The sequence below is a fragment of the Halobaculum sp. MBLA0143 genome (genome assembly GCF_041361465.1).
In the GTDB taxonomy this organism is placed as follows: Archaea; Halobacteriota; Halobacteria; order Halobacteriales; family Haloferacaceae; genus JAHENP01.
In genome coordinates this window covers 88,100-111,471 of record NZ_JBGKAC010000001.1, presented here as the reverse complement: position 1 = coordinate 111,471, position 23,372 = coordinate 88,100, and the positions used below count along the sequence as shown (strand labels likewise).

The following is a 23,372-nucleotide window of genomic DNA, read 5'->3' as shown; positions in this document are numbered from 1 at the left end:
CCCGAGAGCGCCACCTTTTGTCTCCGGAGCCCGTCCGTCCGGTCGTGTTCGAGAGCCGTTCACTCTCCGGGCCGGCTGCTGCCGTCCAGGAGGCGTACGCCCCCGACTGTCTCGTGCTCGACGTGGCCGCCGACTTCGAGACGCTCCCGCCAGAGACCGCAGAGGAACTGGGCCTGCTCGCCGACGGGCTGGACCCCGCCACGTACCCGACGGAGTGGCTGCCGCCGGACGCTCCCCAGATCCTGCGTCGGTACGCTGGCACGGACTTCACGATCGGGACGCCCGGCGACGGCACCGTCGTCTGGAGCCGCCAGACGACGCCGCCGACCGTCCTGGTGAAGCGCCGTGCGGAGGGGACGCCCGACGACTTCCTCCAGTTCCTCCTGGCGGAGGCGTTCGTGGAGCTAGCCGTCGGCGTTCCCGAGCAGTTCCTCCCGTTCTTCGGCACGTCGTACACCGACCTCGCCGAGACGACACCGACGGACCCGGCCGACACCTACCAGCTCGCGGCCGCACTGTTCGACGCCTGGGCCGGACTCCACACGCGTGAGGTGTTCGCGTCCTGGGACCCCGACTCGGAGACCGACCCGGCGACGGCGCTGGCCGACGTGTCGGGGACGGAGTCGGTCGGGGAGCTGCCGACCCACCCGGCGTTGTTCGACGCCTGGGTCGACGCCGGCGACCGGCTCGCCGGGCGGCTGGACGACCTCGCAGGCGAGATCGCGCGAGGGGAGACGACGTTCCCCGAGGCCACGGAGTACGCCTGTGCCGCGGTGAAACACGGGTTGGAGCTGCCGGCGCCGTTCGGCGCGCTCGACACCGCCGCCTACCGCGATCACGGCGCCGACTTCGCCGTCGAGTGGGCGCACAAGACGTACGAGCAGCTGGAGGAGTGAGAGCTACTCCTCCGGGCCGCCAGCGACGTAGTCGGTGACGTTGCCGAGGTTCATCGCGACCGCGAGCACACAGGCGACGACGAACACGACGAACGAGGAGATGGCGTTCATCTTCGGGGCGGCCCCGTACTTGATCATCGAGAACATCGACGTCGTCAACACGTCCATCGTCCCCTTGACGAAGAACGCCCGGATGAAGTCCTCGAACGACCGAATCCAGGCGAACAGGAAGCCAGCACCGACCGCCGGCGCGACCACCGGCAGCGTCACGTCGCGGAACGTCTCCAACGGGCCGGCACCCAGATCGCGGGCCGCCTCCTCCAACGACTCGTCGAACGTGTACAGTCGTGCGGAGACGAGCAACAACACGAACGGGAACCCGTAGACCGAGTGGGTCAACACCAGCGTGAGGAACCCGGGGACGAACAGGTCGCCGACGACCGGCAGCGCGGACAGCAGCGTTCGGAAGTAGATCAGCATCGCCATCCCGAACACCACGCCCGGAACGATCATCGGGACGATACCGAACGTGCGGAACAGTTGCTCGAGCCGGAACTCCCGGCGTGCCAACGCGAGTGACGCCAACACACCGAGCACGGTGGCGATACTCGCCGACAGGGTCGCCACCTGGGCACTGTTGAACAACGCACGCATCAGCCCCGCGTCGGCGAACGTCGCGGTGTAGTGTTGGAGGGTGAACCCCTCGAACGGGAACAGCGTGCTGGCGTTGCGCGCGAACGAGAGGAAGATCATCACCGCCAACGGGACCCACAGAAACACCAACAGGAGCCCGGCGACGAGGTACAACAGGCGGCTGTAGAGCCACTCGCGGCGGCCGTGGTCGAGCAGTCTCCCCGCGCCGGCGGTCCCGGTCTGGCCGACGTGTTCGTCCGTCGGCTCACCGGTGTCGACGTCTGTCGCCACGTCAGACACCCCCCAGTTCGTCGACGCTCACGTACCGGAACGCCACGGCGAAGGCGGCGACGATGGTCACGACGATGAACATCGACGCCGCGCTCCCGTAGCCGATGGCGTACAGTGAGTTGATCCGTTCCTCGATCAGTTGGCCGATCATCAACACCTTCCCCTGTCCGAGGAACCGCGGCGTGACGAACGCCCCCAGCGCCGGGACGAACACGAACAGGCTGCCGCTGATGATCCCCGGCAGCGACAACGGGAGGATCACGTCCGTCAACACCTCCACCCGAGACGCACCCAGGTCGCGGGCTGCCTCGACGAGCGAGAAGTCGATCCCGTCGAGACTGGCGTACAGCGACAACAACATGTACGGGAAGTAGGCGTGCGTGAGGCCGACGACGATCGCGGGCACACCGAAGTCGAAGATCGCCAGCGGCTCCGAGACGACTCCCGCCCGGAGGAGCGCGTCGTTCAACACGCCACTGGGACCGAACATCAACAGCCACGAGTACGCCCGCACCAGGTACATCGTGAAGAACGGCAACAACACCAGGAAGACGACGATCTTGAACAGTCGACCGCCCTTCCGTGCCAACAGGTACGCCAACGGGAACGCCAACACGAGACACAGCACTGTCGTCACGGCCGCGATACCGTACGACAACACCAGCGACTCGAAGAAGGAGCTCTCCCAGAACGCACCCTGTCCCGCGAACAGCTGGCTGTAGTTCCCCAGTGACGCCTGCCAGACGATGTCGTAGCTGTCGTCGACGCTCACGAAGCTCACGGTCACCATGAACGTCAACGGCAGCGCCAACAGCAGTCCGAGCCACACGCCCGCTGGACCGGTCGTCGACAGCAGTTTCCCCAGCTCCGTTCGGAGAAACGGCGTGTCGTCGTCGGTGTCGTTGTGTGTCCCCATCGTTACGTCTCGTCCGTCGTGACCGTCGGATCGTCGTGTGTCGTGGGTCGTGTCATCTATCGGTGTCTGGTCGGTGAGAGAGTCTCGGTCGAAGTCGGGTCGTCGCGTCGCGTGTCGGCGTCACTCAGGCGGACTTGATCTCCTCCCAGGCGGTGAGCCATGCCTCCTCGTTCTCGACGGCTTTGAACGGGATCATCCCGTCGAGCCGGGACGGGTCGATGGAGCCGAACATCTCGTTTTCCTCCTCCGAGAGGTTCTGTTGTGTCGACGGGTTGACCGACGGGGAGAAGCCGACCTTCGCCAGAGTCGCGCCGTTCTCTGCGCCGATGTACTCGTTGACCACCTCCCAGGCCGTGGTCTTGTTCTCGGAGTCGGCCGAGACGACCGCGGCCTCGAACCACGCCAACGACCCCTCTTTCGGCGTCGCCATCCGCGGCCACGTGTTGTCGTTCGACCACATCTCGACGATCTCGTTGCGACCGGACTGGCCGATCGTGAAGCTCCCCTGCTTGAACTGCTTGATGTACGTCGGGTCGGCGGCGATGTACCCTTGGAGCATCTCCTTCTGATCGATCATCGTCCGTTTCACCTCTGCGAGCTGGTCTTCCGAGAGCGTGATCGACGACCCCTCGAAGGCGTCCTGGTACCCCAGGTACAACGCCGTCGCCGACATCGACTTGAAGTGGTCGTTGTACATGACGATGTTCCCGCTGTACTCCTCGTCGAACAGCATGTCGTAGCTCTCCTCGTGGTCCTCGGAGATCTCACGGGAGTCGTACGAGTAGCCGTACCAGCCGAACCGGATCGGGACGCCGTACATCTCGTTCCCGTCGGTGAACTGCGTGTCGGCGAACGCGTCGAACCGGTCGTAGATGTCGCCGTAGTTCGACATCACGTCCGTTTCGACGGGCGCGGCCAGGTCGGCGTCCATCATCTTCGGGACGTAGTTGTTGTTCGGGATGGCGATGTCGTACTGCTCCGACTGGCCGGAGTTCCACGAGGAGAACATCTTCGAGGAGGACGTCGACTTCGTGACCTCCAGGCTCACGTCCAGCTCCGACTCGATCCGGTCTCTGATCTCCGGATCGGCGTACTCCTCCCAGGTCAGAACGTTGATCGTCGTCGTCCCGCTGCTGCCGGCGCAGCCGGCGGTCGCCGCGACCCCGGCGGCACCGACGGCCGCGAGATACCGGCGTCGGCTGCTCGTCGGCTCGTGCGTGTCGGTAACGCTTGTCTCGGACATACTGCGTAGCCGTTACTACCCTCTCGATATAAATCCTATCCTGTCGAGAGATAGACGACAGTCAGTGAGAGCGCTACCAGTGTCTCCGGTAGGTTAATGTATCGTGTGACAGAGGAACAGACGATGTCGACGGACGTAGACACGCTGGTAGAACTCGACGGGGTCCGCAAGGAGTTCGGCGACGTGACGGCCGTCGAAGGAGTCGACTTCTCCGTTCGACGCGGGGAGTTCTTCACGCTCGTCGGACCGTCGGGGTGCGGGAAGACGACCACGCTCCGGATGATAAGCGGGTTCGAACGGCCGACGGACGGTGACGTCTACATCGACGGCCGGTCGATGTCCGGAACCCCGCCGGAGGCGCGGGAGACGAACCTCGTATTTCAGCAGCTGTCGTTGTTCCCGCACATGTCGACCGGCGAGAACGTCGGCTACGGGCTGAAGAAGGACGGTGTCGACGAGACGAGGCGTGAACAGCTCGTGGAGGGGTACCTCGAACTGGTCGACCTCGCCGGCTACGCAGACCGGAGCCCGTCGGATCTCTCCGGCGGGCAGCAACAACGCGTCGCCCTCGCACGGGCGCTCGTGAACGAGCCGTCCGTGTTGTTGCTGGACGAACCGCTCTCGTCGTTGGACCGCAAGCTGCGGAAACTGATGCAGGTGGAGCTCAGACGGATTCACGAGAAGACACAGGGGGCCTCCTTCTACGTCACCCACGATCAGGAGGTGGCCATGAGCCTGTCGGACCGGATCGCGGTGATGAACGAGGGCCGTCTCGAACAGGTCGGCCCGCCGGAGGAGATCTACCGCAGTCCCGCGAGCGAGTTCGTCGCCGACTTCATCGGAGACACGAACCTGCTCTCGGCGACGGTCGAACGCCGGGACGGCGAGCCGGTGGCGGTGGTCGACGACGGGTTCACCGTGCCCGCCCCGGACGCCGACGACGGCGACGAAGTGACAGTCTCCATCCGTCCGGAGGAGTTCCACCTGTGTGAGGGCGGCGTGTGTGCCGCGACCGTCCGCGAGCGGTTCTTCCAGGGTGACCAGACGAACTACGTTCTCGAGCCAGAGGGGAGTGTGACGACCCTACAGGTGGTCGTCCAGGGGCGTGACACCGGTGTCGACACCGGGGAACGGGTCGGAGTCCGGGTCGAAGACGGTGCGCCGGTCGTCTTCTGAGTCTGTCGGTCACCGCGCGGGGCGACGGCGAACCCCGTCTCAGGAGAGCGTCACGGTCGCGTCGCCGTCGTCGTCCAGGTCGATCACGCCGTCGAACAACTCCCGGAAACGGTCGAGCGTAGCCTCGTCGTGAACCTCCTTCGAGAGGTGGAACAGGCCGACTGCGTCGTGGTCGGCGAGCACGTCTAGCAGTCGGTCGGTGGCGTCGTACACGCTGTCGACGTCGGCGTAGTACGCCATCTCCGTGAGGGAGTCGACGCTCACCCGGCGTTTGCCGTCGTGGCGCGCGAGGAACGCGTCGACGTTGTTCACGACGCCGTCCAAGTCGTCGGGCGCAGAGACGTAGTGGAGGTGGTCGCTCCCCCGCCGGGAGTACCCCCTGTCGACCGAGATCGTGTCGAGAATCTCCGCGGTCGACTCGTCTACCTCGTAGTGTTCGAGCTTCTGTTCCACCTCGCGTGCAGTGGTCCGGGTGGAGACGACGAGGAAGTTGTCGGTGTCCGTCCGGAGGAAGTCCGTGTCGATCCGGTCCGTCTCGCCGATGCTCGGGTGCAACAGGAGGAGACCCGTCCCGCCCGGGACTGTCGTCTCCGTCTCGTCGATCACGAGGCTGTAGTCCATACGACTCAGTGGGGGCGACGTCGACTTATAATGTCGGGAGCCGACGGACCGCCGACATCAAGACCGCCCCCGCACAACGGTGGTTCGTGTCACCGTTCGAGACGACCGTTGCGGTGCGGTACCGTGACTTAGACCCGATGGGCCACGTCAACAACGCCGTCTACGCCAGCTACCTGGAGACGGCCCGCAACGACTTCTTCCGCGAGGCCGTCGGCGTCGAGCTGTCGGAGGCAGACGCCGTGCTCGCGTCGTTGTCTCTGGAGTTTCACGCGCCGCTCGCCGGGACGGATCCGGTGACCGTCCTCGTGTGGACCCCCGAGACCGGGGAGACGAGCTGTACGTTCGCCTACGAGGTCCGCCGGGACGGCCGGACCGTCGCCGAAGGGGAGACCGTCCTCGTCACCGTCGGCGCGGACGGGGAGCCGGCGGCGCTGCCGGACCGGCTCCGCACTGCCGCCGCCGACTACGCCGACCCGCCGGAGTCGTGAGCCGCGTCGCCGTCTTCGGCAGCGTCAACGTCGACCGGCTGTGTCGCGTCGACGCGGACGAGATCACCCGACTGGACGACGACTCGGCCGTCCCCGCGGCCGGGGAGACGCGCGTCGTCTCCGTGCCGCCGACGGGGTTCCGGACGGACGACACCGCCCTCGGTGGGAAGGGAGCGAACCAGGCGGTCGCCGCCGCCCGGACCGGCGCCGACACCCTGCTGTGTGGTGCCGTCGGCACGGACGCCCCCGACTGGCTCGCCGACCGCCTGGCGGCCGCGGGCGTCGAGGCGCGTCTGGCCGTCCGGGGTGAGGCGACCGGCGCTGCGTACGTCTGGGTGGCGCCAGACGGCGAGAACCGGATCGCCGTGCTCGCGGGGGCCAACGACCGATTGGACGCCGACGACGCCGTCGAACGGATCGACCGCTTCCGACGAGCCGACGCCGTCCTCCTCCAGAACGAGGTGCCCGTCGAGGCGACGACCGCGTTGTTGGACGCGCTCCCGGCCGACGGGCCGACCGTGGTCGTCGATCCGTCGCCGGCGGCGGGCGCCGAGCCGTTGGTCGAACACCCCGCCGTCGACGTGTTCGTCCCGAACGAGACGGAGTTCGACCGACTGCGTGCCCCGCTGACGGCCGCCGCCGAACGGGGGGCGACGGTCGTCCGGACGGACGGCGCCGGCGGAGCGACGGCGTTCGTCGGCGGCCTCGACACCCCGGTGTTCCGAGTCGCGGCGCCGACGGTGCCGGTCGTCGACACGACCGGCGCGGGCGACGCTCTCGCCGGCACGTTCGCGGCGGCGATCGGCAGGGCGCCGACGCTTCGGGCGGCCGTCCGCCGCGGGGTCGAAGCCGGCAGCCGGGCGTGTGAGCACGCCGGCGCGACCCCGCCGCCGGATGGGGGCTGAGCCGCCTGACCGCTACAGGAGCCCCCGCAGCGTCAACCCGAGGTTGGCGAGGACGAACGGGGCGACGGCGATTGCGCCCTCGCGCAGCTCCAGCCCGCGAGCGTGTCGGACGGCGAACGCCCAGATCACACCCTGCCAGACGGACATGACGAGCCCGAAGTACGACGCCCACTGGACGTACTGGTGCGTCTGGAGCTGCATGTTGACCTGGACGAACTCCTGGCCGGTCGTGGCAGGCGGGAGCGTCGACGCGGCCAGCAGGAGCGCCACCATGGTCGCGCCGCCGGCGATCACGGACGGGACGTACCCCCACCCGGAGAGCCACAGCGTCCGCCAGAACGACCCCTCGCCGTCGAAGACCGCCGACACGCCGTGGAACACCGCCGCACCGACGATCCACAGCAGGAACACGCCGACGAGCGCCCCCGCCGAGCCGAACACGGCCACGATTATTCCCACCCCACCCCCAGAGAAGATCTGTTGGATGGCGTACCAGGAGCCGATGGCCGGCAGGAACCCGGCGGAGAACACGAGCAGGACCGGCAGGAGCCAGTCTGGGTCGTCTGCGCGCTGTGCGAAGAACTCGTCGGGGTCGGTGAGGTAGCTCACGGGACAGAGTTCACACCGTGTAACTTCAACTTTGACACACTGTATCTCGTCTCGGAATCCGACACGGAGGGTAACCACCGTCGTCGTGGCCGATACTCCGAACAGAAAGAGACAGATACGCAGCGAACGAACGGTGCAGGCAGTGACGGATCACTCGCATCGAGTGAGCAGGCGCCGTGCACTGGCCGGTGGCGCGGCCGTCGCCGGGACTCTGGCAGCCGGCTGTGCGGGCCGCGACGACGACTCCGTGTCCGTGCTCGCGGCCGGGAGTCTCCAGCGCGCGCTCGACGTTCGGTTCCGGGAGGAGGTGGACGTCGACCTGAGCGTCGAGACGCGTGGGTCGGCCGCCTGCGCCCGGTTAGTCGCCGAAGGCCTGCGGGAGCCGGATCTGCTCGTCCTGGCGGACCCGGTGTTGTTCGAGGGGCTCGCGGACCGCTACACTGCGTTCGCGGCCAACTCGCTGGTGGTCGCGCACGCGGACACCCCGGTCGGGCGGCGGGTCGGCGACGCGCCGGTGCCGTTGGACCCGTTGTTCGCCGACGAGGCACGACTCGCCCGGACGGACCCGGACGCGGACCCACTGGGCTACCGGACGTTGTTCGCGCTGGCGCTGGCCGCCGAGCGGTGGGAGCGGGAGTACCCGGCGTTGCTGTCGCCGGATCAGTTGGTCCCGGAGACGGAGCTGCTCGCGCTCGTGGAGACTGGTTCTGTCGACGCCGCCGTCGCCTACCGCAACATGGCCGTCGACCACGGGGTCTCGTTCCGGCCACTCCCGCCGCGAGTGAACCTCGCGGTCCCGCGGCTGGCCGACCACTACGCGACACAGTCGTACGAACTCCCGTCCGGACAGGTCGTCCGCGGGAAGCCGATCACCTACGGGGCCGCGTTGCTGGGGGAGCGGCCGGCGACGGGGGCGGTCTTCGAGGCGCTCGTCGCCGGCGACTGGCTGGGGGGATCGTTCCGTGTCCCGGAGTCGCTGCCGGTCGTCCGAGAGCCGTGAGCGGCCCCGCTCGGCCGCGGGCTACCCCAGGTCGTCTAGGGCGCTGTCGGCGACGCCGGCGCTGGCCAGCCCGCGGCGACGCCGCTCCCGGAACAACTGGCGCACGTCCGCGACGGCTGTCTCGTTCGGGGTGAACGAGAGCTCGGGGTAGTCGACCCGCGCCAGCAACAACGCCGCCGGCGGGGCGGGGGCGACGCCTTCGGGACCGTCGACGGCCGTCGCCGAGAGGAGTCGGTCGAGTCGGTCGTCGTCGCACTCCCCGGCGGCGAACGCCCGAACGACGGCGACGAGCCGGCGGACGAGCTGCCGGGGGAAGCCGTCGGCGGCGACACGGACCCGGAGCGTCCGGCCGGACTCGACGCGACAGTCGAGGTCGCGGCGGGTTCCCGTCTCGTCCGGGGTGAGGTTGTGGAAGTCGTGACTGCCGGAGAGGCGGGCGGCCGCCGTCCGTGCTCGATCGGGGTCGGCTGCGGGCGCGTGGAGGTGGTAGACGTACGCCCGGCGGACGGCGTCGTGTGTCGCGTGGAACGCGTCGGGGGCGTCGGCGACGGCCCACGCCCGGACGCTCTCCGGGAGGTGGGCGTTCAGCGCGCGCGGCGAGAGCCAGTCGGGCGCCTCGAAGGCGACAGTCTGTGCCAGCGCCGACACGCCCGCGTCCGTTCGGCCGGCGGCGGCGTACCCCGGCGGAGTCGGCCGGGTTGGACCGTCGCCGCCGGCAGCCAGGAGGTCCAACTCGACGAGCGCGTCCAACAACGCGTCGGCGACGGTCGACACGTCCGGCTGGCGCTGGAACCCGTGGAACGGGCGGCCGTCGTAGGCGACACGGTAGGCTCGCACACCCGAACACCGACCGCCGTCGGCTTCCCGCTTACGGAGATTCGTAGTTATCACCGCCGTAGACTTTCAGAGTATCAGAATCGATACGTAGACAAGAAAGCAAAAGTACGATACGTCGACTACACGGTAGCACAGACGTGCGCCTCCAGTGGACGAACGGTGGCTTCCGGGTCGTCGACGCCGCGAAGAACACCGTGACAGTGGAGACGGAGGGGTGGGGTGGGACCGAGGACCCGCCTTCGGTAGCGGCGGCGCTGTCGGAGCAGGACACCGGACCGGACGACCCGGACGTGACGGTGGCCGGGTCGGCGTCGACACTGGGGTTCCCGCCGGTCCTCCTCGTCGCTATTCCGTTGTCGGGGGGAGAGCAGATCACTCTGAGTGACGGCCGGCTCCAGCTCGACGCCGAGTCGTACCTGGTCCGCATCGGGGCTGGGGTTCGAGCGTTCGTCCGGTTCCACGGGCCGGCGACGCTACGGATAGAGAGTTCCCGGCGGGCCTGGATCGAGTTCCCGGAGTCGCGTCGGGTGTCCATCGGGTTCGAGAGCCGCGTGGACGTGCCCGACGAGCTGGTGACCGTCGAACGGACGCCGGAGGGGGTGGCGACGGCGCTGTCGGCGCTGGCGGTCGGCAACGACACGACATCGCCGGATCGGACGTGGCCATCGATGCGCGAGCAGCCGCCGTACGTCGAGTTCGGGGAGACGACACACGTCCCGCGGTCGATCCGGGAGAATCGCCCGAACACCGGGATCGAACTCGTCGTGCCGCCGGACTTGACGTACCTCACGACCGGCGCGTCGCTGGCACACTATCTCGGAGCACGATTCGAGGTCGTCTCGGGAATCGACCCGTACCTCGACGTAGACGGGTGTATCGAACGGTTGGGACGTGGCCGGCAGTATCAACACGATGTCGCTGCGTTGCTGGAGCGAACCTTCCACCTCGACTGTCTCGCGCGCAGTGCTGGCCCACACGGCGGGGAGCTGTCAGTCTCGTGGGTCGGCGACGAGCTCGGGCTCGACACGGACAGGATGTACGACGCGTCGATGTCGGAGCGAGTCACCCGCTACCTCGAAGTCCCGTTCGCGGACGTGCGGGACGCCTTCCCGGAGTGGCACCTCGGGATGCACGTCGCGCCGACGTACGACACCGTCGAGACGCTGCCGCACCTCCTGTCGAACGTCCCGCACCTGTTCGCGCCGGAGTCGGAGTCGCTGTCGAAGAAAGAGTGGCTCCGGCTCACCGTCAACGATGGCTACGACGTGGACTGGGAGAACGCTTGGCACGCCGATGGGACCAAGAGCCACCCGGCGGAGTCTGCCGTCGAGCGTCCCCCCAGCCGCTCGGGGCCGACGGAACACCCTCGTGTCGAAGGGACCGACGAGACGCTGCGTGTCACGCGGGAGATCTCCAACGTTGATCTGGTCAAGCCGACACTCGGACCCGGGAAGACACACGGCTGGCTCGCCGAGAAGGTGCCCATCGACGTGTTCAAGACGCTGCCGGAGGCGTACGAGAACCGCCAGAAGTACCTCGACGATCCGGATTCGGACCTGTCCGTCGTGGCGGTCGTCAACGACAGCGGCCAGCGGAGTCTCGGGCTGTCGGACGCCGACGAGGCGGACATGCGCGACGAGACGGAGGAGATCGTCGGCCACTACCGGCGCCGGGCACAGGACCTGAACATCGACCTGACGCTGCGAGAGAACGTCTCGACGAGCGAGTTGGCTCGGATCTTCGAACGGCGCAACGATCTGGTCCACTTTATCGGCCACCGGGACGAGAAGGGATTGGAGTGTACGAACGGGTTCTTCTCGGCGTCGACGCTCCGGGAGTCGAACGCCCAGACGTTCTTCCTCAACGCCTGTGGCTCCTTCCCGGAGGGGAGACAGCTCGTCCGGAAAGGGAGCGTCGGCGGCGGCGTCACCTTCGAGAGTGTCACCAACGACGACGCGGTGAAAGTCGGGGTAGCGTTCGCCCGGCTCATCATGAACGGATTCTGTATCGAGCGGGCGTTAGACTACACCCGCGGCCAACTGCTGACACCGAAAGACTACGCCGTCGTCGGCGACGGGACACACGTCCTGACACAGAACGACTCCCTGGTGCCGGAAGCGTTCTTCATTTCGACGAACGACGACGGCACGTACTCGTTGTTAATCGAGCAGTCCTCGCCGTGGATCACGGGTGCAGAGGTGCACGATTCGCTCGAAGAAGACAGCGACCCACAACACCTGTTGGGAACGTCTCGAATATACATGAAAGATCTTTCTGAGCTGAAGCGCTACCTGAACGGATTCGGAGGACCAGTCGTGCACGAAGGAGACCTCTACTGGGCCGAGACGATTCTGGAGGAGATAGACGGCGTCTGACGGTCAGGGTCCGCTGTTCGTGCTAGAGTTGTCCTGTGTGTCCATACAGAAGTACTCACACCCTCCAGACCCCCCGTCCAGCGCCGCGGCCCCACCCTGGAACGCCACCAACAGGACGAGGAACACGACCAGCATCGCCAGTCGGGGACGAGCCAGCAGTGCACCTGTGAGCCGCGACGAGAGCAGCCGTTCGAGCTTCCCTTGTGCCATGTTCCCACGGTACAGCCGACAGAACTTATATCTTGTGACATACATCGTTAATTACCAGTCTCAATTATGCAGGAGCGGGTACTTACGAATGTATTACACGTCCCCACCAGTGGTATTAAGTAACATGGGTGCGTAGAGGCTGTACGGCAATGAGTGCAGAATTCGTACCGGACGGCCCAGAGGGAACGCTCGCGGACCTGTTCGCCGAGGCGGACGGGACGGTGTACCTAACCAACGCCACCGCCGACGACGTCGAACAGCTCGTCGCGTCGGCCGGGGACTACGACGGCGATCTCCCGGAGGTGCGCGTCCTCGGCGTCGGCGAGGAGCTGCGGAAGGTGCGGCGTGACTTCCTCGTCGCCTCGCGTGCCGCGGACCTGATCGACGCCGGCAGCCTGGCGCTCGCCGAACGCGAACCGACGGACAACACCACGGTGTTCGCCACCCCCGATTCGGTGTACGTGCCGGTCCAAGTGGACACGGCCGCGGGGACCGCCATCACGCGCGCCGAGGAGTTCGTGACGGACGTGTACGGCTGGTGTGAGCGCAACTGGGACGCGGCCGAGTCGTTCGACCTCCGCACCCCGTCGCTGACGACCGTGCGCGAGACGATGGACACGGAGTTCGCCCCGGAGGCGCGGGGTGACTTCGACCACGTGCTCGACAGCGCGGCCGACGCGCGCGACACCTCGGAGCTGGACGAGGTGATGGCGTCGTTGTTGGTCGCTGCCAAACACGAACTGCTCCACTACGACGTGAGCAAGTGGGGCGAGGACATCGGCCTCGCCAGCAAGGCGACCTTCTCCCGGAAGAAGGGGAAGCTGGAGGAGATGGGCGTCATCACGACGGAGAAGGTGACACTGGACATGGGTCGGCCCCGCCAGCGGCTCGTGTTCACCGACGACTACCGGGACCAAGTCGACCGGAACGGGCTGTCGAACCTCGTCACCAACGTCGTCTACTGACGACCACGGCACGACCGTCCGTCACTCCGGCGGCTGGATGTCGAACACCTCGTACAGGTGTGTCTCGATCTCGTCGACGTACCGGTCCAGCGTCTCCCGGAGCTTCTCGTCGTCGACGACGACCGCCGTCAGCCGTTCGGTCGGGTCGTCCGGCAGCTCCACCCGGAACCCGGTCTCCTCGTCGTAGAACGGCTCCGACTCGTTCAGGATCTGTTGGTCGATCCCGTGGATCAGCTCCGAGTCGTACTGGTCGTTCATGCTCTCGAAGGCGTTCTTGTACGCCCGCTGGAGCTCCGTGAAGTAGTGGGCGTACTTCTCCTCGAACTTCTCGGGGTCGAACTCGGCCATGTTCGGCGTTCGGTCGGTCCGGTCGTAAGTTCGGCGGTCGCGCCCGCGAGCGACGCAACTCTTTTGTACAGATAACGCCACTGACGTACACGGATGAACACGTCACGGGATCTCGCGCCGGCGGTCGCGTCGATCCTCGCCGCGACCGCGGACCGAGACCACGGGGAGGGTGCCGGACGCGTCGCCGACGCACGGTCGCTGCCGGAGGCGGTCGCGGCCACGGAGGCGGACGGCCGCGTGCCGGTGGTGGCGGAGGTGAAACCGACCAGTCCGACGACGGACGGGACACGGGAGGCCGACCCGGCGGCGCTGGCGGAGGCGATGGTCGCCGGCGGGGCGACCGGAATCTCCGTCCTGACGGAGCCGGACCACTTCGGCGGCTCCGTCGACGCCTTGCGGGCCGTCCGGTCGGCCGTCGACGTGCCGGTGTTGCGGAAGGACTTCCTGCTCCGGGAGTCGCAGTTGGACGCCGTCGCGGCCGACCTCGTCTTACTGATCGCGCGGTTCCTGGGGCCGGAGCCGGACGCGGCCGGCCACGGCGCCGACGACCTAGCGACGATGGTCGCCGCCGCCCGCGACCGAGGGATGGAGCCGCTGGTGGAGGTTCACACGCCGGCAGAGCTGTCGGCCGCAGTGGAGGCGGGCGCGTCCGTGATCGGCGTCAACAACCGCGACCTGGCGGCCTTGGAGGTAGACTTGGGGACGTTCGAGCGGGTCGCGCCGGACGCCCCCGAGGACGTGACGCTGCTGGCCGAGAGCGGGCTGTCGACGGCGACCGACGCGGAACGGATGCGGGCTGCCGGCGCGGACGCGCTCCTGATCGGGTCGGCCGTCGTCGACGGGGTCGAGGCGGCCACAGACGAGACGGCAGCACGCGAACTGGTGACGGACAACACCCGTCGATTTACGACGGCGGAGGCCGAAACGACGGACGTGACAGACACGAGGGGCGACAGATGAGCGACGCAGAGCACACACCCACGACACAGACGGATCGCACACGAGCGGGCGACGGCAAGTTCGGCGAGTACGGCGGTCGGTACGTGCCGGAGGCGCTGATGCCGGCGCTGCGCGAACTGGAAGACGCCTACGAGCGGTACGTGCTGAACAACGAGGACGGGTTCAGAGACGAGTTCCGACGACGGATTCGGGACTTCGGCGGTCGACCGACCCCGCTCCAGTACGCGGAGAACCTCTCGGAGCGGTACGACACGGACGTCTACCTCAAACGGGAGGACCTGCTCCACGGCGGCGCCCACAAGCTGAACAACGCGCTCGGCCAGGTCCTGCTGGCGAAGTACATGGGGAAAGACCGGATCATCGCCGAGACGGGCGCCGGCCAACACGGCACGGCGACGGCGATGGCCGCGGCCCACCTGGACATGCCGTGTGAGATCTACATGGGCGAACGGGACATCACCCGCCAGCGACCCAACGTGTTCCGGATGAAGATCAACGGCGCGGAGGTGGTGCCGGTGACGACCGGGCGCGGGACGCTGAAGGAGGCCATCTCCGAGACGATGCGCGACTGGGCGACGACGGTGGAGACGACCCACTACGTGATCGGCTCCATCGTCGGCCCGCACCCGTTCCCGGTGATGGTGCGTGACTTCCACGCGATCATCTCCGAGGAGGCCCGCGACCAGCTCCAACGCGAGACCGGCCGGCTCCCGGACGGCGTGTTGGCGTGTGCCGGCGGCGGGTCGAACACGATGGGGACGTTCCACCACTTCGTGGACGACCCCGGGGTGAATCTGTACGCGGTCGAGGCGGGCGGCTCGTCGCTGGCGGTCGACGAGGAGGAGGGGGTCGCACCCAACTCCGCGTCGCTGTCGACCGGGACGGAGGGGGTGCTCCACGGCGCCCGGACGAAACTGCTCCAGGACGGCGACGGCCAGATCGTAGAGAGTCACTCCGTCTCTTCCGGGCTGGACTACGCCGGCGTCGGGCCGGAGCTGGCCCACCTGGTCGACGAGGGGCGCGTCACACCCGTGAACGTCGACGACGACGCTGCGCTGGAAGGGTTCCACCGGCTCTCACAGCGCGAAGGGATCATCCCGGCGTTGGAGACGGCCCACGCCTTCGGGTACTTGGAGGAGCACCACGACGAACTGGGTGATCTAGTCGTCGTCAACGTCTCCGGGCGCGGCGACAAGGACCTCGCGGCCGCCCTAGAGGAGACGGAGCAACGCGACCTGGAGAACGCGCCGGAGATGTCGGAGTTCACGGGTGGTCTATGACGAGTGAGTTGGACTCGGCGTTCGGCGACGGCCCGGCGTTCGTCCCGTACCTCGCGGTCGGGGACCCGAACTACGAGGACTCGCTGCGGTACGTGGAGGCGCTTGCCGAGGGGGGTGCCGACGCCATCGAACTGGGACTCCCCTTCTCGGAGCCCATCGCGGAAGGGACGACGATTCAGGAGGCGGTCGTGCGCTCGTTGGACGCCGGGATCACCCCAGAGCGGTTCTTCGAGTTCGTCGAGGAGCTGGACGTGGACGTGCCGCTCGTCTGCATGACGTACTACAACCTCCTGTACCAGTACGGCGAGACCGAAGACGGTGAGGAACGCCCGCGTCCGGCGGTGCGGCGGGCGGTCGAGGCGGGGCTGTCCGGGTTCGTCGTGCCGGACCTGCCGGCCGAGGAGGCCGGACCGCTGCGGCGCGCCTGTGACGAGTTCGGGCTGGATCTCGTCTCCATCGTCGCCCCGACGACGGAAGACGAGCGGCTGGCGAAGCTCGTCGAGATCTCCTCGGGCTACCTGTACGTCCAGGCGCGGTTGGGTGTCACCGGCGCCGACGTGGAGCCGTCCGACCGGACGGCGGAGTCGCTCGAACGACTCGCCGACTACGACGTGCCGAAGGCGGTCGGGTTCGGCATCTCCGACGGCGACCAGGCGGCAGAGATCGTCGAGGCGGGTGCAGACGGGATCATCGTCGGCTCGGCGCTCGTAGAGATCGTCGCAGACGGCTACGAACGGGACCGCGACCCGGAGGCGGTCGCGGCGGATCTGACCGCGCTCGCCGAGGAGCTGACGGAGGGAGCGCGTCGGGGCTACGAGCGACGCGTGCCGCGACCCGAAGGGTCTTGATCGGGGATCGTTCGCAAGGAACTTCCCGCCGCTGACCGCAGACTACCGCATGAACCACGCTGGACACGCCGCACGACTCGACCGCATCTCCACGGACGATCGGTTCCTGATCGTCCCGATGGACCACGGGATCACCCTGGGTGCCGTCGACGGACTGAAACACATCGGCGACACGATCGACGCGGTGACACGCGGCGGCGCCGACGCCGTCCTCACGCAGAAGGGGATCGCGCCCCGCGTCCACCCCAACGCGAACGACGCCGGCTACGTCGTCCACCTCAACGCCTCCACCGCGGTCGGCCCGGACGCCAACGACAAACGGCCGACCGGCAGCGTGGAGGGGGCGATCCGGGCCGGCGCCGACGCCGTCTCCATGCACATCAACGTCGGCTCCGACTACGAGCGCGAACAGATGGCGTTCCTCGCGGAGCTGACGGAGACGGCCGCCGACTACGGGGTACCGACGCTGGCGATGGCGTACGCCCGCGGCGCCAACTTGGAGGGTGACGACCCAGAGCACGACGCCGAGTACCTCGGTCACGCCGTCCGACTGGCCGAGGAGGTGGGCGCAGACGTGGTGAAGACGGGTTACTCCGGTGACCCGGACAGCTTCCGGCACGTCTGTGAGTCGACGGCGCTCCCGGTCGTCATCGCCGGCGGAGAGCCGGACGGGGACCGCGAGACGCTGGTGGCCGTCCGGGGGGCGATGGACGCCGGCGCCGCCGGCGTGTCGATGGGGCGGTCGATCTTCCAGCACGACGACCCGGAGGCTATCACCCGCGCCGTCTCCGCCGTCGTCCACGACGACGCCGACGCCGAAGACGCGCTCCACCTCGCAGAGCTACAGGGCTGACGCCCGTCTGCGCTCCGTCTCGCCGTCTCTCCGACGACCGCCAGCGACGTTTCTCTGACGACCGCTAGCGACGGCTCTCCGACGACCGACCGGGTACCGACCGTGTCGTCGTACGGCCACCGTGGCGCCACACCCCCCGTTCGGGGCTGTCACTGCCGTCTGCGTCACCCCTACGCAGTCGTCTGGAGATCGTTATTCACTATCGAGTAAATATTCGGTAGCCTTTTGTTCGAGCGGCCCCAACGAGTGGTATGAGCATCGAGTCGGCAGTGATCGCGGTGGGGCGAGACGAGGGCGACAGAACACGGCGGCTGGCGGAGATCGGCGTCGAACTGGCAGACGCCGGCGCGGAGCTGACGATCGTCCACGCCTTCCGAACACAGGAGGCGGCAGACGAGACCGCGGCGCAGTTGGGCTACACGGACGGGTCGACGAGCGACCTGGCACAGCGGCTCGACTCCGTCCGGGCGGTCAGACGCGCCCTGGAGTCGTCCGGCGTGAGCGTCGCCGTGGACGGTCGGGTGGGGGATCCGGGCAGCGTCGTCGCCACGGTCGCCGAGGAGCTGGCCGCCAATCGAGTCGTCGTCGGCGGCCGCGACCGCTCGCCGACCGGGAAGGCCGTCTTCGGGTCGACCGCACAGGACGTACTCCTGTCTGCCCCGTGTCCCGTGACGTTCGTCCGGCGCGAGGACTGAACTACAGCTGAACGTCCGTCTCTATGTCTTCGGTCGCCTCGCGGAGTCCGTCCTCGCGGGCACCCGACGCGAGCTTGTCCGCCAGCGGCGCGTCGGACAGCAGCGTCGCCAACTCGTCGCGGAACCGGTGGTTGTGCCGCGTGGACGCTATCTCCGCCTCGATCACCGCCGACTGGCATGTGACGGTCGTCTCGTCGGCGTCGACGGCCGCCGCCCGCTCGGCGAGCGAGATCTCTTCGCGGACGAGCCGACGGAGTCTGTCCCGGTCGAGCGTGGTCTCGCGGTCCGAAGGCGCCACGAGGTGAGCGTCCAACCGGGCCCGGAACACCGCCTCCGCCGAACAGTCGAGTTCGGTGGCGATCTCCGCGTCCGACAGCCCCTCGAAGAACAGCCGCACGACCCGTTCGTGAGCGTCCAGCGGCAGGTCCGTCTCGACGGCCGTCTCCTCGCGGAGCGTCGCCAGGACCGCCCGGACGCGGTCGTCGTCCGGGTCGTCCAGCAACGAGCCACGGTCGGCCGACTGGTCTTCCGTGACGCTCTCTTCACCCGTCGTCTCGACGAAGATATCCCGGAGTTCGGCCGTCTTCTCGTCCATCGAGACGGAGACAGTCGGCGGAGGCCAAAGAGACTGACGGCAGTACGTACCAAGGTTTATCCACGCGGCAGCCTCGCGTTCGGATATGCCAGCGGAACAGGTGACACGCGAGACGTTCTGGACGATCGGCCCGTTGGGCAAGGCCGTCTTCTACTACCTCGCGGCGACTGCGATCCTGTTGTTCGCCTACGGGACCTACGGCCGGTTCGCGCGCTACCGACGGGGTGCCGACGACTGGTTCCCGCGTCTAGACGACCTCCCGAAGCGGGTGACGACGGCTGCGAGCATCGTGGCCTCGAACCGCAACCAGTTCGACCGCGACCTGTACGCGGGCGTGATGCACTCGTTCATCGTCTGGGGGTTCCTCACCCTGTTGATCGGGACGACGATCCTCGGGATCGACATCGACTTCTACCGGCTCGTCACGGGTGAGTCCTTCTTCGTCGGCGACTTCTACCTCTCGTACTCCTTCGTGATGGACGCGATGGGACTGTTGTTCGTCGTCGGTGTCGGGATGGCAATCTACCGCCGGTACGCCGAACGCGAAGGACGGCTCTGGGGGAAACACACCTCGCTGGAGGACGACGCCTTCGTCTGGACGTTGTTCGTCCTCGGCGTGGGCGGCTACGTGCTGGAGGCGTTCCGGATCGTCGGCTCCGCGGAGTTCGCCGCCTACGAGCAGGTGTCGTTCGTCGGCTTCTTCCTGGCGGGAGTCTTCGCCGAGCTGGGCGTCGGGCCGGGGCTCGCGGAGACGCTGTACCACTGGACGTGGTGGAGCCACTCGTTGCTCGCCTTCGGCTTCATCGCCCTGATTCCGTTCGCCAAGCCGTTCCACATGCTGTCGTCGTTCGCGAACGTCGTCACCCGCGACGAGAAGGCGGGGGTCCGTCTGCCGGGCGTCCCGGACGACGCCGACCCCCAGGAGATCGGCTACGGCGACATCGACGACTTCTCCTGGCGACACCTGCTCGACCAGGACGCCTGCACGAAGTGTGGCCGGTGTTCGTCCGCCTGTCCGGCCAAGGCCTCCGGTCGTGACCTCGACCCGCGGGACGTGATCCTCGACCTGAAACAGTACCGACAGGACCTGGACGCCGGCCGGACGGAGGAGGTGGAGATCGTCGCCGACGGCGGCGACAGCGTCGTCGACGCGGAGTCGATGAACGCGTGTATGTCCTGTATGGCGTGTATGGACGCCTGTCCGGTGGACATCGAACACGTCTCGGAGTTCACACAGATGAACCGCCGGCTGACGGAGACTGGCCAGATGGAGCCGGAGATCCAGGACGCGATGATGAACGTGTTCCAGAACGGCAACACGTTCGGCGACCCCGCCCGCAACCGGCCGGACTGGACGGACGACCTCAACTTCGAGGTGCCGGACGCCCGCGAACAGTCCGTCGAGTTCCTCTGGTACGTCGGGGAGTACCCCAGCTACGACGAGCAGAATCAACGGGTCGCCCGGTCGCTGGCCCGGCTGTTCGAGCGCGCCGGCATCAGTTACGGTATCCTCTACGAGGACGAACAACACGACGGCAACGACGTGCGTCGGGTCGGCGAGGAGGGGTTGTTCGAGATGCTCGTCGAGGACAACACCGAGGCGTTCTCGAAGTGCGAGTTCGAGACGGTGGTGACGACCGACCCACACTCGATGAACACGTTCCGCAACGAGTACCCCGCCGTCTCGGAGTTCGACGACCCCGTGTTCCACTACACTGAGGTGATCGAGGACCTCGTCGACGACGGCCGGCTCGGCCTCTCCGGGTCGGAGTTGGACTACACCGCCACCTACCACGACCCGTGTCACCTCGGCCGGATGAACGACGTGTACGAGGCCCCGCGGGAGCTGATCCGGGCGACCGGTGTCGACCTCCACGAGATGCCGCGCAACCGCTCGGACTCCTTCTGTTGTGGCGGCGGCGGCGGCGGGCTCTGGACGGACAACGACCAACACACCAAGCCCAGCGAGGAACGCCTCCGCGAGGCCCTGGAGGACACGGACGCCGGCGACGCCGTCGAGAAGTTCGTCGTCGCCTGCCCGATGTGCGGGACGATGTACGAGGACGGCCGCAAGACCGGGGACTACGAGGACGACATCGAGATCGTCGACATCGCGGAACTGCTGTGTGAGGCGCTCGAACAGAACGGAGCCGTCGTCGCCAATGACGCGACGGGCGACTCCTCTGCGGCCGCCGACTGAAAAAAGAGATTAGGATATGGCGTCGCTTTAGTCGTCAGGTTGCCTATTCGTCTGATTGGCCTGACTTTCTCTGTCGAGTTTGAACACGATCATCACGACGACCGAGAGAAGCAGGACGATGAGGCCGGAGCACACCAGCAGAATCCGGAGTAGACCGGTCGACAGACGCGAGCCCGCGATCATGAGTAGGAACCCAATAGCGGCGGTGAAGGCCAACTCTGAGTTCACCTGTCTCAACAGCGGCACCAGCGGGAGGTCAGTCATCTATCACCTCCACGGAGGGAGCGGATGTGCTCCACAGTCTCTCTCATCTGTTCCTTGTTGAGGTTCCCACTCGAGCCTGTCGTGTTGTCGAAGCCGACCTCGTCGGCGAGCCACTGGACTAGTTCGTCCTTCCGCATCGGTCGGTCGGACTCAAGCACACAGTTGAGACACCTGTCCAGGATCTCACCGGGCTCTTCTTCGCTGACGCGGAACTCGGCTCCCCCGAGTGATTTCCCACACATGGTCACCTCTGGGGATTGCGAGAGAACAAGGTGGTACTTCATCGGGTCAAGATTAGTCAGCAGGTAGAGTACGTCGTCCTCATCGCTTGCTGGTCTGCTGTGTACGTCGGGATCCTGCAGCTCCGCCTGTGTGTCGTCGTCATCATGATCCCGGACCCAGAACTCGATCTCGTCACCCTCGGACAGCGAAAGCTTCTGACGCACCTCAAGCGGGATGGTGACGGTGTTCCCCGTGTTGTGGAAGCTTCTGACAGTCCTCACGGCGCTTCCGCTGTTTACAACGTACAGTTCTGCCTCCTCGCCGGGGGCAACGCCAGCCTCCTCTCTCATCTCTGCACCAGTGACGATAGTTCCATTGACTCCGTCAGAACTAGAGTCGCTTCCACGCATCGTGTAGCTACCTCTCACCCACCCATCTCCATCTGGCTGAGTGCCAGAATTAGCCGTCGAAGTTTGTTGACTCGTCATGGTCGCCAGTCAGGCAGCCGGTAAAAAAAATCTGTCGGAGCGGTAGGTCGATCAGCGGATCGATCAATTGCGTCTATCCCGTTCATCCTAATTTGGGCCGAAAGTTATGCAGACAGCACAAACGGGTCAATCTCGCAAGATTGGGTACTCGCCAGTGAGTTTATTATCCTGTAGCGCGTGCGCTGTGTTACAGAGTAACACGGGCCGCGGGAGCCCGTGCCCACTCGCCCCAACGATGACAGACAACACGGACGCGGACGACACGGAACGGCACCGACGAGAGACAGTGACTGCACAGGGTGTGTTCACCCGTGGGCCACCGGCAGAGACGCCGTCGGAGGAGACCGAGGAGACGGAGGGACACGCCGGAGAGACGCACGAGGCGACCGACCGCCCGAGCGCGCAGGGCGTGTTCCAGCGCGGGCGCTGAGACGGACGCTCCGCCCCCCTCCGGCGGCCTGACCGCGTCGGAAGCGGGACGTTGAAGCGCCGGCCGGCCGGACGGGCGGACATGGAGACGCTGGCCTCGCTCGCGCGACTGGTCGCCGGGCTCGCCTTCGGGCTCTGGCTCGGCGCGACGCTCGCTCTCTCGTTTCTCGCGGTGCCGCGGTCGTTCGACCTCCTCGCCCGCGAGTCCGCCCGAGAGGTGCTAGCGGATCTGTTTCCGCGACAGTACCAGTTCGGCTTCGCGTCGAGCGCCGTCGGCACGCTCGCGGTCGTCACCGTCGGTCTGTTGGACGGGTTCGACACGTTCGTCGTGGTCTCCGTCCTCGCGGGGCTCGTCGCCGTCGCCGCCGCCGGCTACGCCAGCGTCCGGCTCGCCCCGGCGTTCGCCGAGGAAGCGGCCGACGAACGCCACCACCGCCAGTCCGTGCTCGTCGACGCGCTCGGGCTGCTGGGCGGCGGGGTGGCGTTCGTCGGGCTCTACTTCTGACAGCGCAGGTGGTCTCACGCCAACTCCACGTCGTCCACGTCGTGGTGACGCGCGACGAGCTCTCTGGCCATCTCGATGGTCCGGCCGTCCTCGCCGATGGCGACGCCACGGTCTGCCGGTCGTACCTCCGCGAACGCCACCCCCTGGCTGGAGACGGTGACGCCCCGGACTGCCGCGGGCGCCAGCGCGTTGGCGACGAACGCCGCCGCCGTCTCGGCGTCTTCCACCACGTCGATCTCCGTCGACAGCAGCTCCTCCGCCCGGGCGACGGTCGCACCCGCCGGGCCGACCGCCTCGCCCTTCTGTCCGGCCGGGACGACTACCACCAGTCGGTCGCCGTCCTCGCGGACGAGACAGTCGTTCGGCGTCACGCCGGTCACGTCGGCGAAGCGGCTCGCGTACCGTCGGGCCTCGTCGGTGAGTTCGATGCGCATGGTCGGTGAGACTGAGAGTGAACTGTGAGTGAACGGAATCGCGTGTGTCTGTGTGGCTGTTCGTCACGGAAGTGGCCGGGCGAGGC

Annotated in this window: 27 protein-coding genes; 15 read left to right on the top strand and 12 right to left on the bottom strand. The window is 67.2% G+C overall.

Annotated features, from left to right (window positions below; all coding sequences use genetic code 11):
- Positions 1-44 precede the first annotated feature (44 nt).
- Positions 45-896 (top strand): DUF7089 family protein, encoded by an 852-nt coding sequence (locus tag RYH79_RS00625; protein WP_370895222.1) that lies wholly within the window; start codon positions 45-47, stop codon positions 894-896.
- Positions 897-899: 3 nt separating this feature from the next.
- Here the strand turns inward: RYH79_RS00625 and RYH79_RS00620 are convergent, their stop codons facing one another.
- The 3 genes from RYH79_RS00620 to RYH79_RS00610 all read right to left on the bottom strand — a co-directional run bounded on the left by RYH79_RS00620 (position 900) and on the right by RYH79_RS00610 (position 3,979).
- A complete protein-coding gene (locus tag RYH79_RS00620; protein WP_370895221.1) occupies positions 900-1,820 on the bottom strand; it encodes an ABC transporter permease in 921 nt (306 codons plus the stop codon).
- Position 1,821: 1 nt separating this feature from the next.
- Positions 1,822-2,610, bottom strand: coding sequence for an ABC transporter permease (locus tag RYH79_RS00615; RefSeq protein ID WP_370900708.1), 789 nt, complete (start codon positions 2,608-2,610; stop codon positions 1,822-1,824).
- Between the two features lie 250 nt (positions 2,611-2,860).
- The gene (locus RYH79_RS00610) at positions 2,861-3,979 is read right to left on the bottom strand and encodes an ABC transporter substrate-binding protein (protein WP_370895220.1); all 1,119 of its coding nucleotides are present in this window, start codon (positions 3,977-3,979) and stop codon (positions 2,861-2,863) included.
- A 123-nt stretch (positions 3,980-4,102) separates the two neighbouring features.
- Between RYH79_RS00610 and RYH79_RS00605 the strand changes: the two genes are divergently transcribed.
- Positions 4,103-5,155, top strand: coding sequence for an ABC transporter ATP-binding protein (locus RYH79_RS00605; protein ID WP_370895219.1), 1,053 nt, complete (start codon positions 4,103-4,105; stop codon positions 5,153-5,155).
- Between the two features lie 39 nt (positions 5,156-5,194).
- On the opposite strand, the gene RYH79_RS00600 is transcribed toward RYH79_RS00605, so the two are convergent.
- Positions 5,195-5,776, bottom strand: coding sequence for a DUF7090 family protein (locus RYH79_RS00600; RefSeq protein ID WP_370895218.1), 582 nt, complete (start codon positions 5,774-5,776; stop codon positions 5,195-5,197).
- 86 nt (positions 5,777-5,862) lie between these two features.
- Between RYH79_RS00600 and RYH79_RS00595 the strand changes: the two genes are divergently transcribed.
- Positions 5,863-6,264, top strand: a complete 402-nt coding sequence (locus RYH79_RS00595) for an acyl-CoA thioesterase (RefSeq protein ID WP_370895217.1) — start codon at positions 5,863-5,865, stop codon at positions 6,262-6,264.
- Positions 6,261-7,169, top strand: a complete 909-nt coding sequence (locus RYH79_RS00590; protein ID WP_370895216.1) for a PfkB family carbohydrate kinase — start codon at positions 6,261-6,263, stop codon at positions 7,167-7,169. Before RYH79_RS00595 ends, RYH79_RS00590 begins: the two co-directional genes overlap by 4 nt.
- A 12-nt stretch (positions 7,170-7,181) precedes the next feature.
- On the opposite strand, the gene RYH79_RS00585 is transcribed toward RYH79_RS00590, so the two are convergent.
- A complete protein-coding gene (locus tag RYH79_RS00585) occupies positions 7,182-7,778 on the bottom strand; it encodes a Yip1 family protein (RefSeq protein WP_370895215.1) in 597 nt (198 codons plus the stop codon).
- Positions 7,779-7,941: 163 nt separating this feature from the next.
- Here RYH79_RS00585 and RYH79_RS00580 point away from each other — a divergent pair, with 163 nt between their 5' ends.
- On the top strand, positions 7,942-8,778 hold the full coding sequence (locus tag RYH79_RS00580) for a substrate-binding domain-containing protein (protein ID WP_370895214.1): 837 nt from the start codon (positions 7,942-7,944) through the stop codon (positions 8,776-8,778).
- A gap of 21 nt (positions 8,779-8,799) precedes the next feature.
- On the opposite strand, the gene truA is transcribed toward RYH79_RS00580, so the two are convergent.
- A complete protein-coding gene (gene truA, locus RYH79_RS00575) occupies positions 8,800-9,615 on the bottom strand; it encodes a tRNA pseudouridine(38-40) synthase TruA (protein WP_370895213.1) in 816 nt (271 codons plus the stop codon).
- A gap of 137 nt (positions 9,616-9,752) precedes the next feature.
- Between truA and RYH79_RS00570 the strand changes: the two genes are divergently transcribed.
- Positions 9,753-11,990, top strand: coding sequence for a hypothetical protein (locus RYH79_RS00570; RefSeq protein WP_370895212.1), 2,238 nt, complete (start codon positions 9,753-9,755; stop codon positions 11,988-11,990).
- Between the two features lie 3 nt (positions 11,991-11,993).
- Here RYH79_RS00570 and RYH79_RS00565 read toward each other — a convergent pair whose 3' ends face one another.
- Entirely contained in the window at positions 11,994-12,200 is a 207-nt protein-coding gene (locus RYH79_RS00565; protein ID WP_370895211.1) for a hypothetical protein, read from the bottom strand.
- Between the two features lie 149 nt (positions 12,201-12,349).
- Here RYH79_RS00565 and RYH79_RS00560 point away from each other — a divergent pair, with 149 nt between their 5' ends.
- On the top strand, positions 12,350-13,165 hold the full coding sequence (locus RYH79_RS00560) for a transcriptional regulator TbsP domain-containing protein (protein WP_370895210.1): 816 nt from the start codon (positions 12,350-12,352) through the stop codon (positions 13,163-13,165).
- Positions 13,166-13,186: 21 nt separating this feature from the next.
- Here the strand turns inward: RYH79_RS00560 and RYH79_RS00555 are convergent, their stop codons facing one another.
- A complete protein-coding gene (locus RYH79_RS00555) occupies positions 13,187-13,513 on the bottom strand; it encodes a DUF5783 family protein (RefSeq protein WP_370895209.1) in 327 nt (108 codons plus the stop codon).
- A gap of 93 nt (positions 13,514-13,606) precedes the next feature.
- On the opposite strand from RYH79_RS00555, the gene RYH79_RS00550 reads away from it, so the two are divergent.
- The 5 genes from RYH79_RS00550 to RYH79_RS00530 all read left to right on the top strand — a co-directional run bounded on the left by RYH79_RS00550 (position 13,607) and on the right by RYH79_RS00530 (position 18,149).
- Positions 13,607-14,473, top strand: coding sequence for an indole-3-glycerol-phosphate synthase (locus RYH79_RS00550; protein WP_370895208.1), 867 nt, complete (start codon positions 13,607-13,609; stop codon positions 14,471-14,473).
- Positions 14,470-15,753 carry a tryptophan synthase subunit beta gene (gene trpB / locus RYH79_RS00545; RefSeq protein ID WP_370895207.1) on the top strand — a complete coding sequence of 428 codons (1,284 nt, stop codon included), beginning with the start codon at positions 14,470-14,472 and terminating at the stop codon, positions 15,751-15,753. The genes RYH79_RS00550 and trpB overlap by 4 nt, the downstream gene beginning before the upstream one ends.
- A complete protein-coding gene (trpA, locus tag RYH79_RS00540; RefSeq protein WP_370895206.1) occupies positions 15,750-16,601 on the top strand; it encodes a tryptophan synthase subunit alpha in 852 nt (283 codons plus the stop codon). Before trpB ends, trpA begins: the two co-directional genes overlap by 4 nt.
- A 49-nt stretch (positions 16,602-16,650) precedes the next feature.
- Positions 16,651-17,454 carry a 2-amino-3,7-dideoxy-D-threo-hept-6-ulosonate synthase gene (locus RYH79_RS00535; RefSeq protein ID WP_370895205.1) on the top strand — a complete coding sequence of 268 codons (804 nt, stop codon included), beginning with the start codon at positions 16,651-16,653 and terminating at the stop codon, positions 17,452-17,454.
- Positions 17,455-17,705: 251 nt separating this feature from the next.
- Positions 17,706-18,149 carry a universal stress protein gene (locus RYH79_RS00530; protein ID WP_370895204.1) on the top strand — a complete coding sequence of 148 codons (444 nt, stop codon included), beginning with the start codon at positions 17,706-17,708 and terminating at the stop codon, positions 18,147-18,149.
- A gap of 1 nt (position 18,150) precedes the next feature.
- Here the strand turns inward: RYH79_RS00530 and RYH79_RS00525 are convergent, their stop codons facing one another.
- The gene (locus tag RYH79_RS00525) at positions 18,151-18,744 is read right to left on the bottom strand and encodes a conditioned medium-induced protein 4 (protein WP_370895203.1); all 594 of its coding nucleotides are present in this window, start codon (positions 18,742-18,744) and stop codon (positions 18,151-18,153) included.
- Positions 18,745-18,829: 85 nt separating this feature from the next.
- Here RYH79_RS00525 and RYH79_RS00520 point away from each other — a divergent pair, with 85 nt between their 5' ends.
- The gene (locus RYH79_RS00520; protein ID WP_370895202.1) at positions 18,830-20,944 is read left to right on the top strand and encodes a heterodisulfide reductase-related iron-sulfur binding cluster; all 2,115 of its coding nucleotides are present in this window, start codon (positions 18,830-18,832) and stop codon (positions 20,942-20,944) included.
- A gap of 27 nt (positions 20,945-20,971) precedes the next feature.
- On the opposite strand, the gene RYH79_RS00515 is transcribed toward RYH79_RS00520, so the two are convergent.
- Both RYH79_RS00515 and RYH79_RS00510 read right to left on the bottom strand, forming a co-directional pair.
- The gene (locus RYH79_RS00515; RefSeq protein ID WP_370895201.1) at positions 20,972-21,208 is read right to left on the bottom strand and encodes a hypothetical protein; all 237 of its coding nucleotides are present in this window, start codon (positions 21,206-21,208) and stop codon (positions 20,972-20,974) included.
- Positions 21,205-21,918, bottom strand: a complete 714-nt coding sequence (locus tag RYH79_RS00510; protein WP_370895200.1) for an AbrB/MazE/SpoVT family DNA-binding domain-containing protein — start codon at positions 21,916-21,918, stop codon at positions 21,205-21,207. The genes RYH79_RS00515 and RYH79_RS00510 overlap by 4 nt, the downstream gene beginning before the upstream one ends.
- A 235-nt stretch (positions 21,919-22,153) precedes the next feature.
- On the opposite strand from RYH79_RS00510, the gene RYH79_RS00505 reads away from it, so the two are divergent.
- Entirely contained in the window at positions 22,154-22,348 is a 195-nt protein-coding gene (locus tag RYH79_RS00505; RefSeq protein ID WP_370895199.1) for a hypothetical protein, read from the top strand.
- Between the two features lie 81 nt (positions 22,349-22,429).
- Positions 22,430-22,852 carry a DUF4149 domain-containing protein gene (locus RYH79_RS00500; RefSeq protein ID WP_370895198.1) on the top strand — a complete coding sequence of 141 codons (423 nt, stop codon included), beginning with the start codon at positions 22,430-22,432 and terminating at the stop codon, positions 22,850-22,852.
- A 14-nt stretch (positions 22,853-22,866) separates the two neighbouring features.
- On the opposite strand, the gene RYH79_RS00495 is transcribed toward RYH79_RS00500, so the two are convergent.
- Positions 22,867-23,286 (bottom strand): NusA-like transcription termination signal-binding factor, encoded by a 420-nt coding sequence (locus RYH79_RS00495; protein ID WP_370895197.1) that lies wholly within the window; start codon positions 23,284-23,286, stop codon positions 22,867-22,869.
- Between the last annotated feature and the right edge of the window lie 86 nt (positions 23,287-23,372).

Bases quoted from the DNA above. Each gene is read 5' to 3' on its own strand.
- trpA (WP_370895206.1), top strand. From the start codon at position 15,750: ATGACGAGTGAGTTGGACTCGGCGTTCGGCGACGGCCCGGCGTTCGTC.
- RYH79_RS00505 (WP_370895199.1), top strand. From the start codon at position 22,154: ATGACAGACAACACGGACGCGGACGACACGGAACGGCACCGACGAGAG.
- RYH79_RS00555 (WP_370895209.1), bottom strand. From the start codon at position 13,513: ATGGCCGAGTTCGACCCCGAGAAGTTCGAGGAGAAGTACGCCCACTAC.
- RYH79_RS00495 (WP_370895197.1), bottom strand. From the start codon at position 23,286: ATGCGCATCGAACTCACCGACGAGGCCCGACGGTACGCGAGCCGCTTC.
- RYH79_RS00530 (WP_370895204.1), top strand. From the start codon at position 17,706: ATGAGCATCGAGTCGGCAGTGATCGCGGTGGGGCGAGACGAGGGCGAC.
- RYH79_RS00600 (WP_370895218.1), bottom strand. From the start codon at position 5,776: ATGGACTACAGCCTCGTGATCGACGAGACGGAGACGACAGTCCCGGGC.
- RYH79_RS00560 (WP_370895210.1), top strand. From the start codon at position 12,350: ATGAGTGCAGAATTCGTACCGGACGGCCCAGAGGGAACGCTCGCGGAC.
- RYH79_RS00500 (WP_370895198.1), top strand. From the start codon at position 22,430: ATGGAGACGCTGGCCTCGCTCGCGCGACTGGTCGCCGGGCTCGCCTTC.
- RYH79_RS00535 (WP_370895205.1), top strand. From the start codon at position 16,651: ATGAACCACGCTGGACACGCCGCACGACTCGACCGCATCTCCACGGAC.
- trpB (WP_370895207.1), top strand. From the start codon at position 14,470: ATGAGCGACGCAGAGCACACACCCACGACACAGACGGATCGCACACGA.
- RYH79_RS00520 (WP_370895202.1), top strand. From the start codon at position 18,830: ATGCCAGCGGAACAGGTGACACGCGAGACGTTCTGGACGATCGGCCCG.
- RYH79_RS00605 (WP_370895219.1), top strand. From the start codon at position 4,103: ATGTCGACGGACGTAGACACGCTGGTAGAACTCGACGGGGTCCGCAAG.
- RYH79_RS00615 (WP_370900708.1), bottom strand. From the start codon at position 2,610: ATGGTGACCGTGAGCTTCGTGAGCGTCGACGACAGCTACGACATCGTC.
- RYH79_RS00515 (WP_370895201.1), bottom strand. From the start codon at position 21,208: ATGACTGACCTCCCGCTGGTGCCGCTGTTGAGACAGGTGAACTCAGAG.
- RYH79_RS00525 (WP_370895203.1), bottom strand. From the start codon at position 18,744: ATGGACGAGAAGACGGCCGAACTCCGGGATATCTTCGTCGAGACGACG.
- RYH79_RS00610 (WP_370895220.1), bottom strand. From the start codon at position 3,979: ATGTCCGAGACAAGCGTTACCGACACGCACGAGCCGACGAGCAGCCGA.
- RYH79_RS00565 (WP_370895211.1), bottom strand. From the start codon at position 12,200: ATGGCACAAGGGAAGCTCGAACGGCTGCTCTCGTCGCGGCTCACAGGT.
- RYH79_RS00510 (WP_370895200.1), bottom strand. From the start codon at position 21,918: ATGACGAGTCAACAAACTTCGACGGCTAATTCTGGCACTCAGCCAGAT.
- RYH79_RS00550 (WP_370895208.1), top strand. From the start codon at position 13,607: ATGAACACGTCACGGGATCTCGCGCCGGCGGTCGCGTCGATCCTCGCC.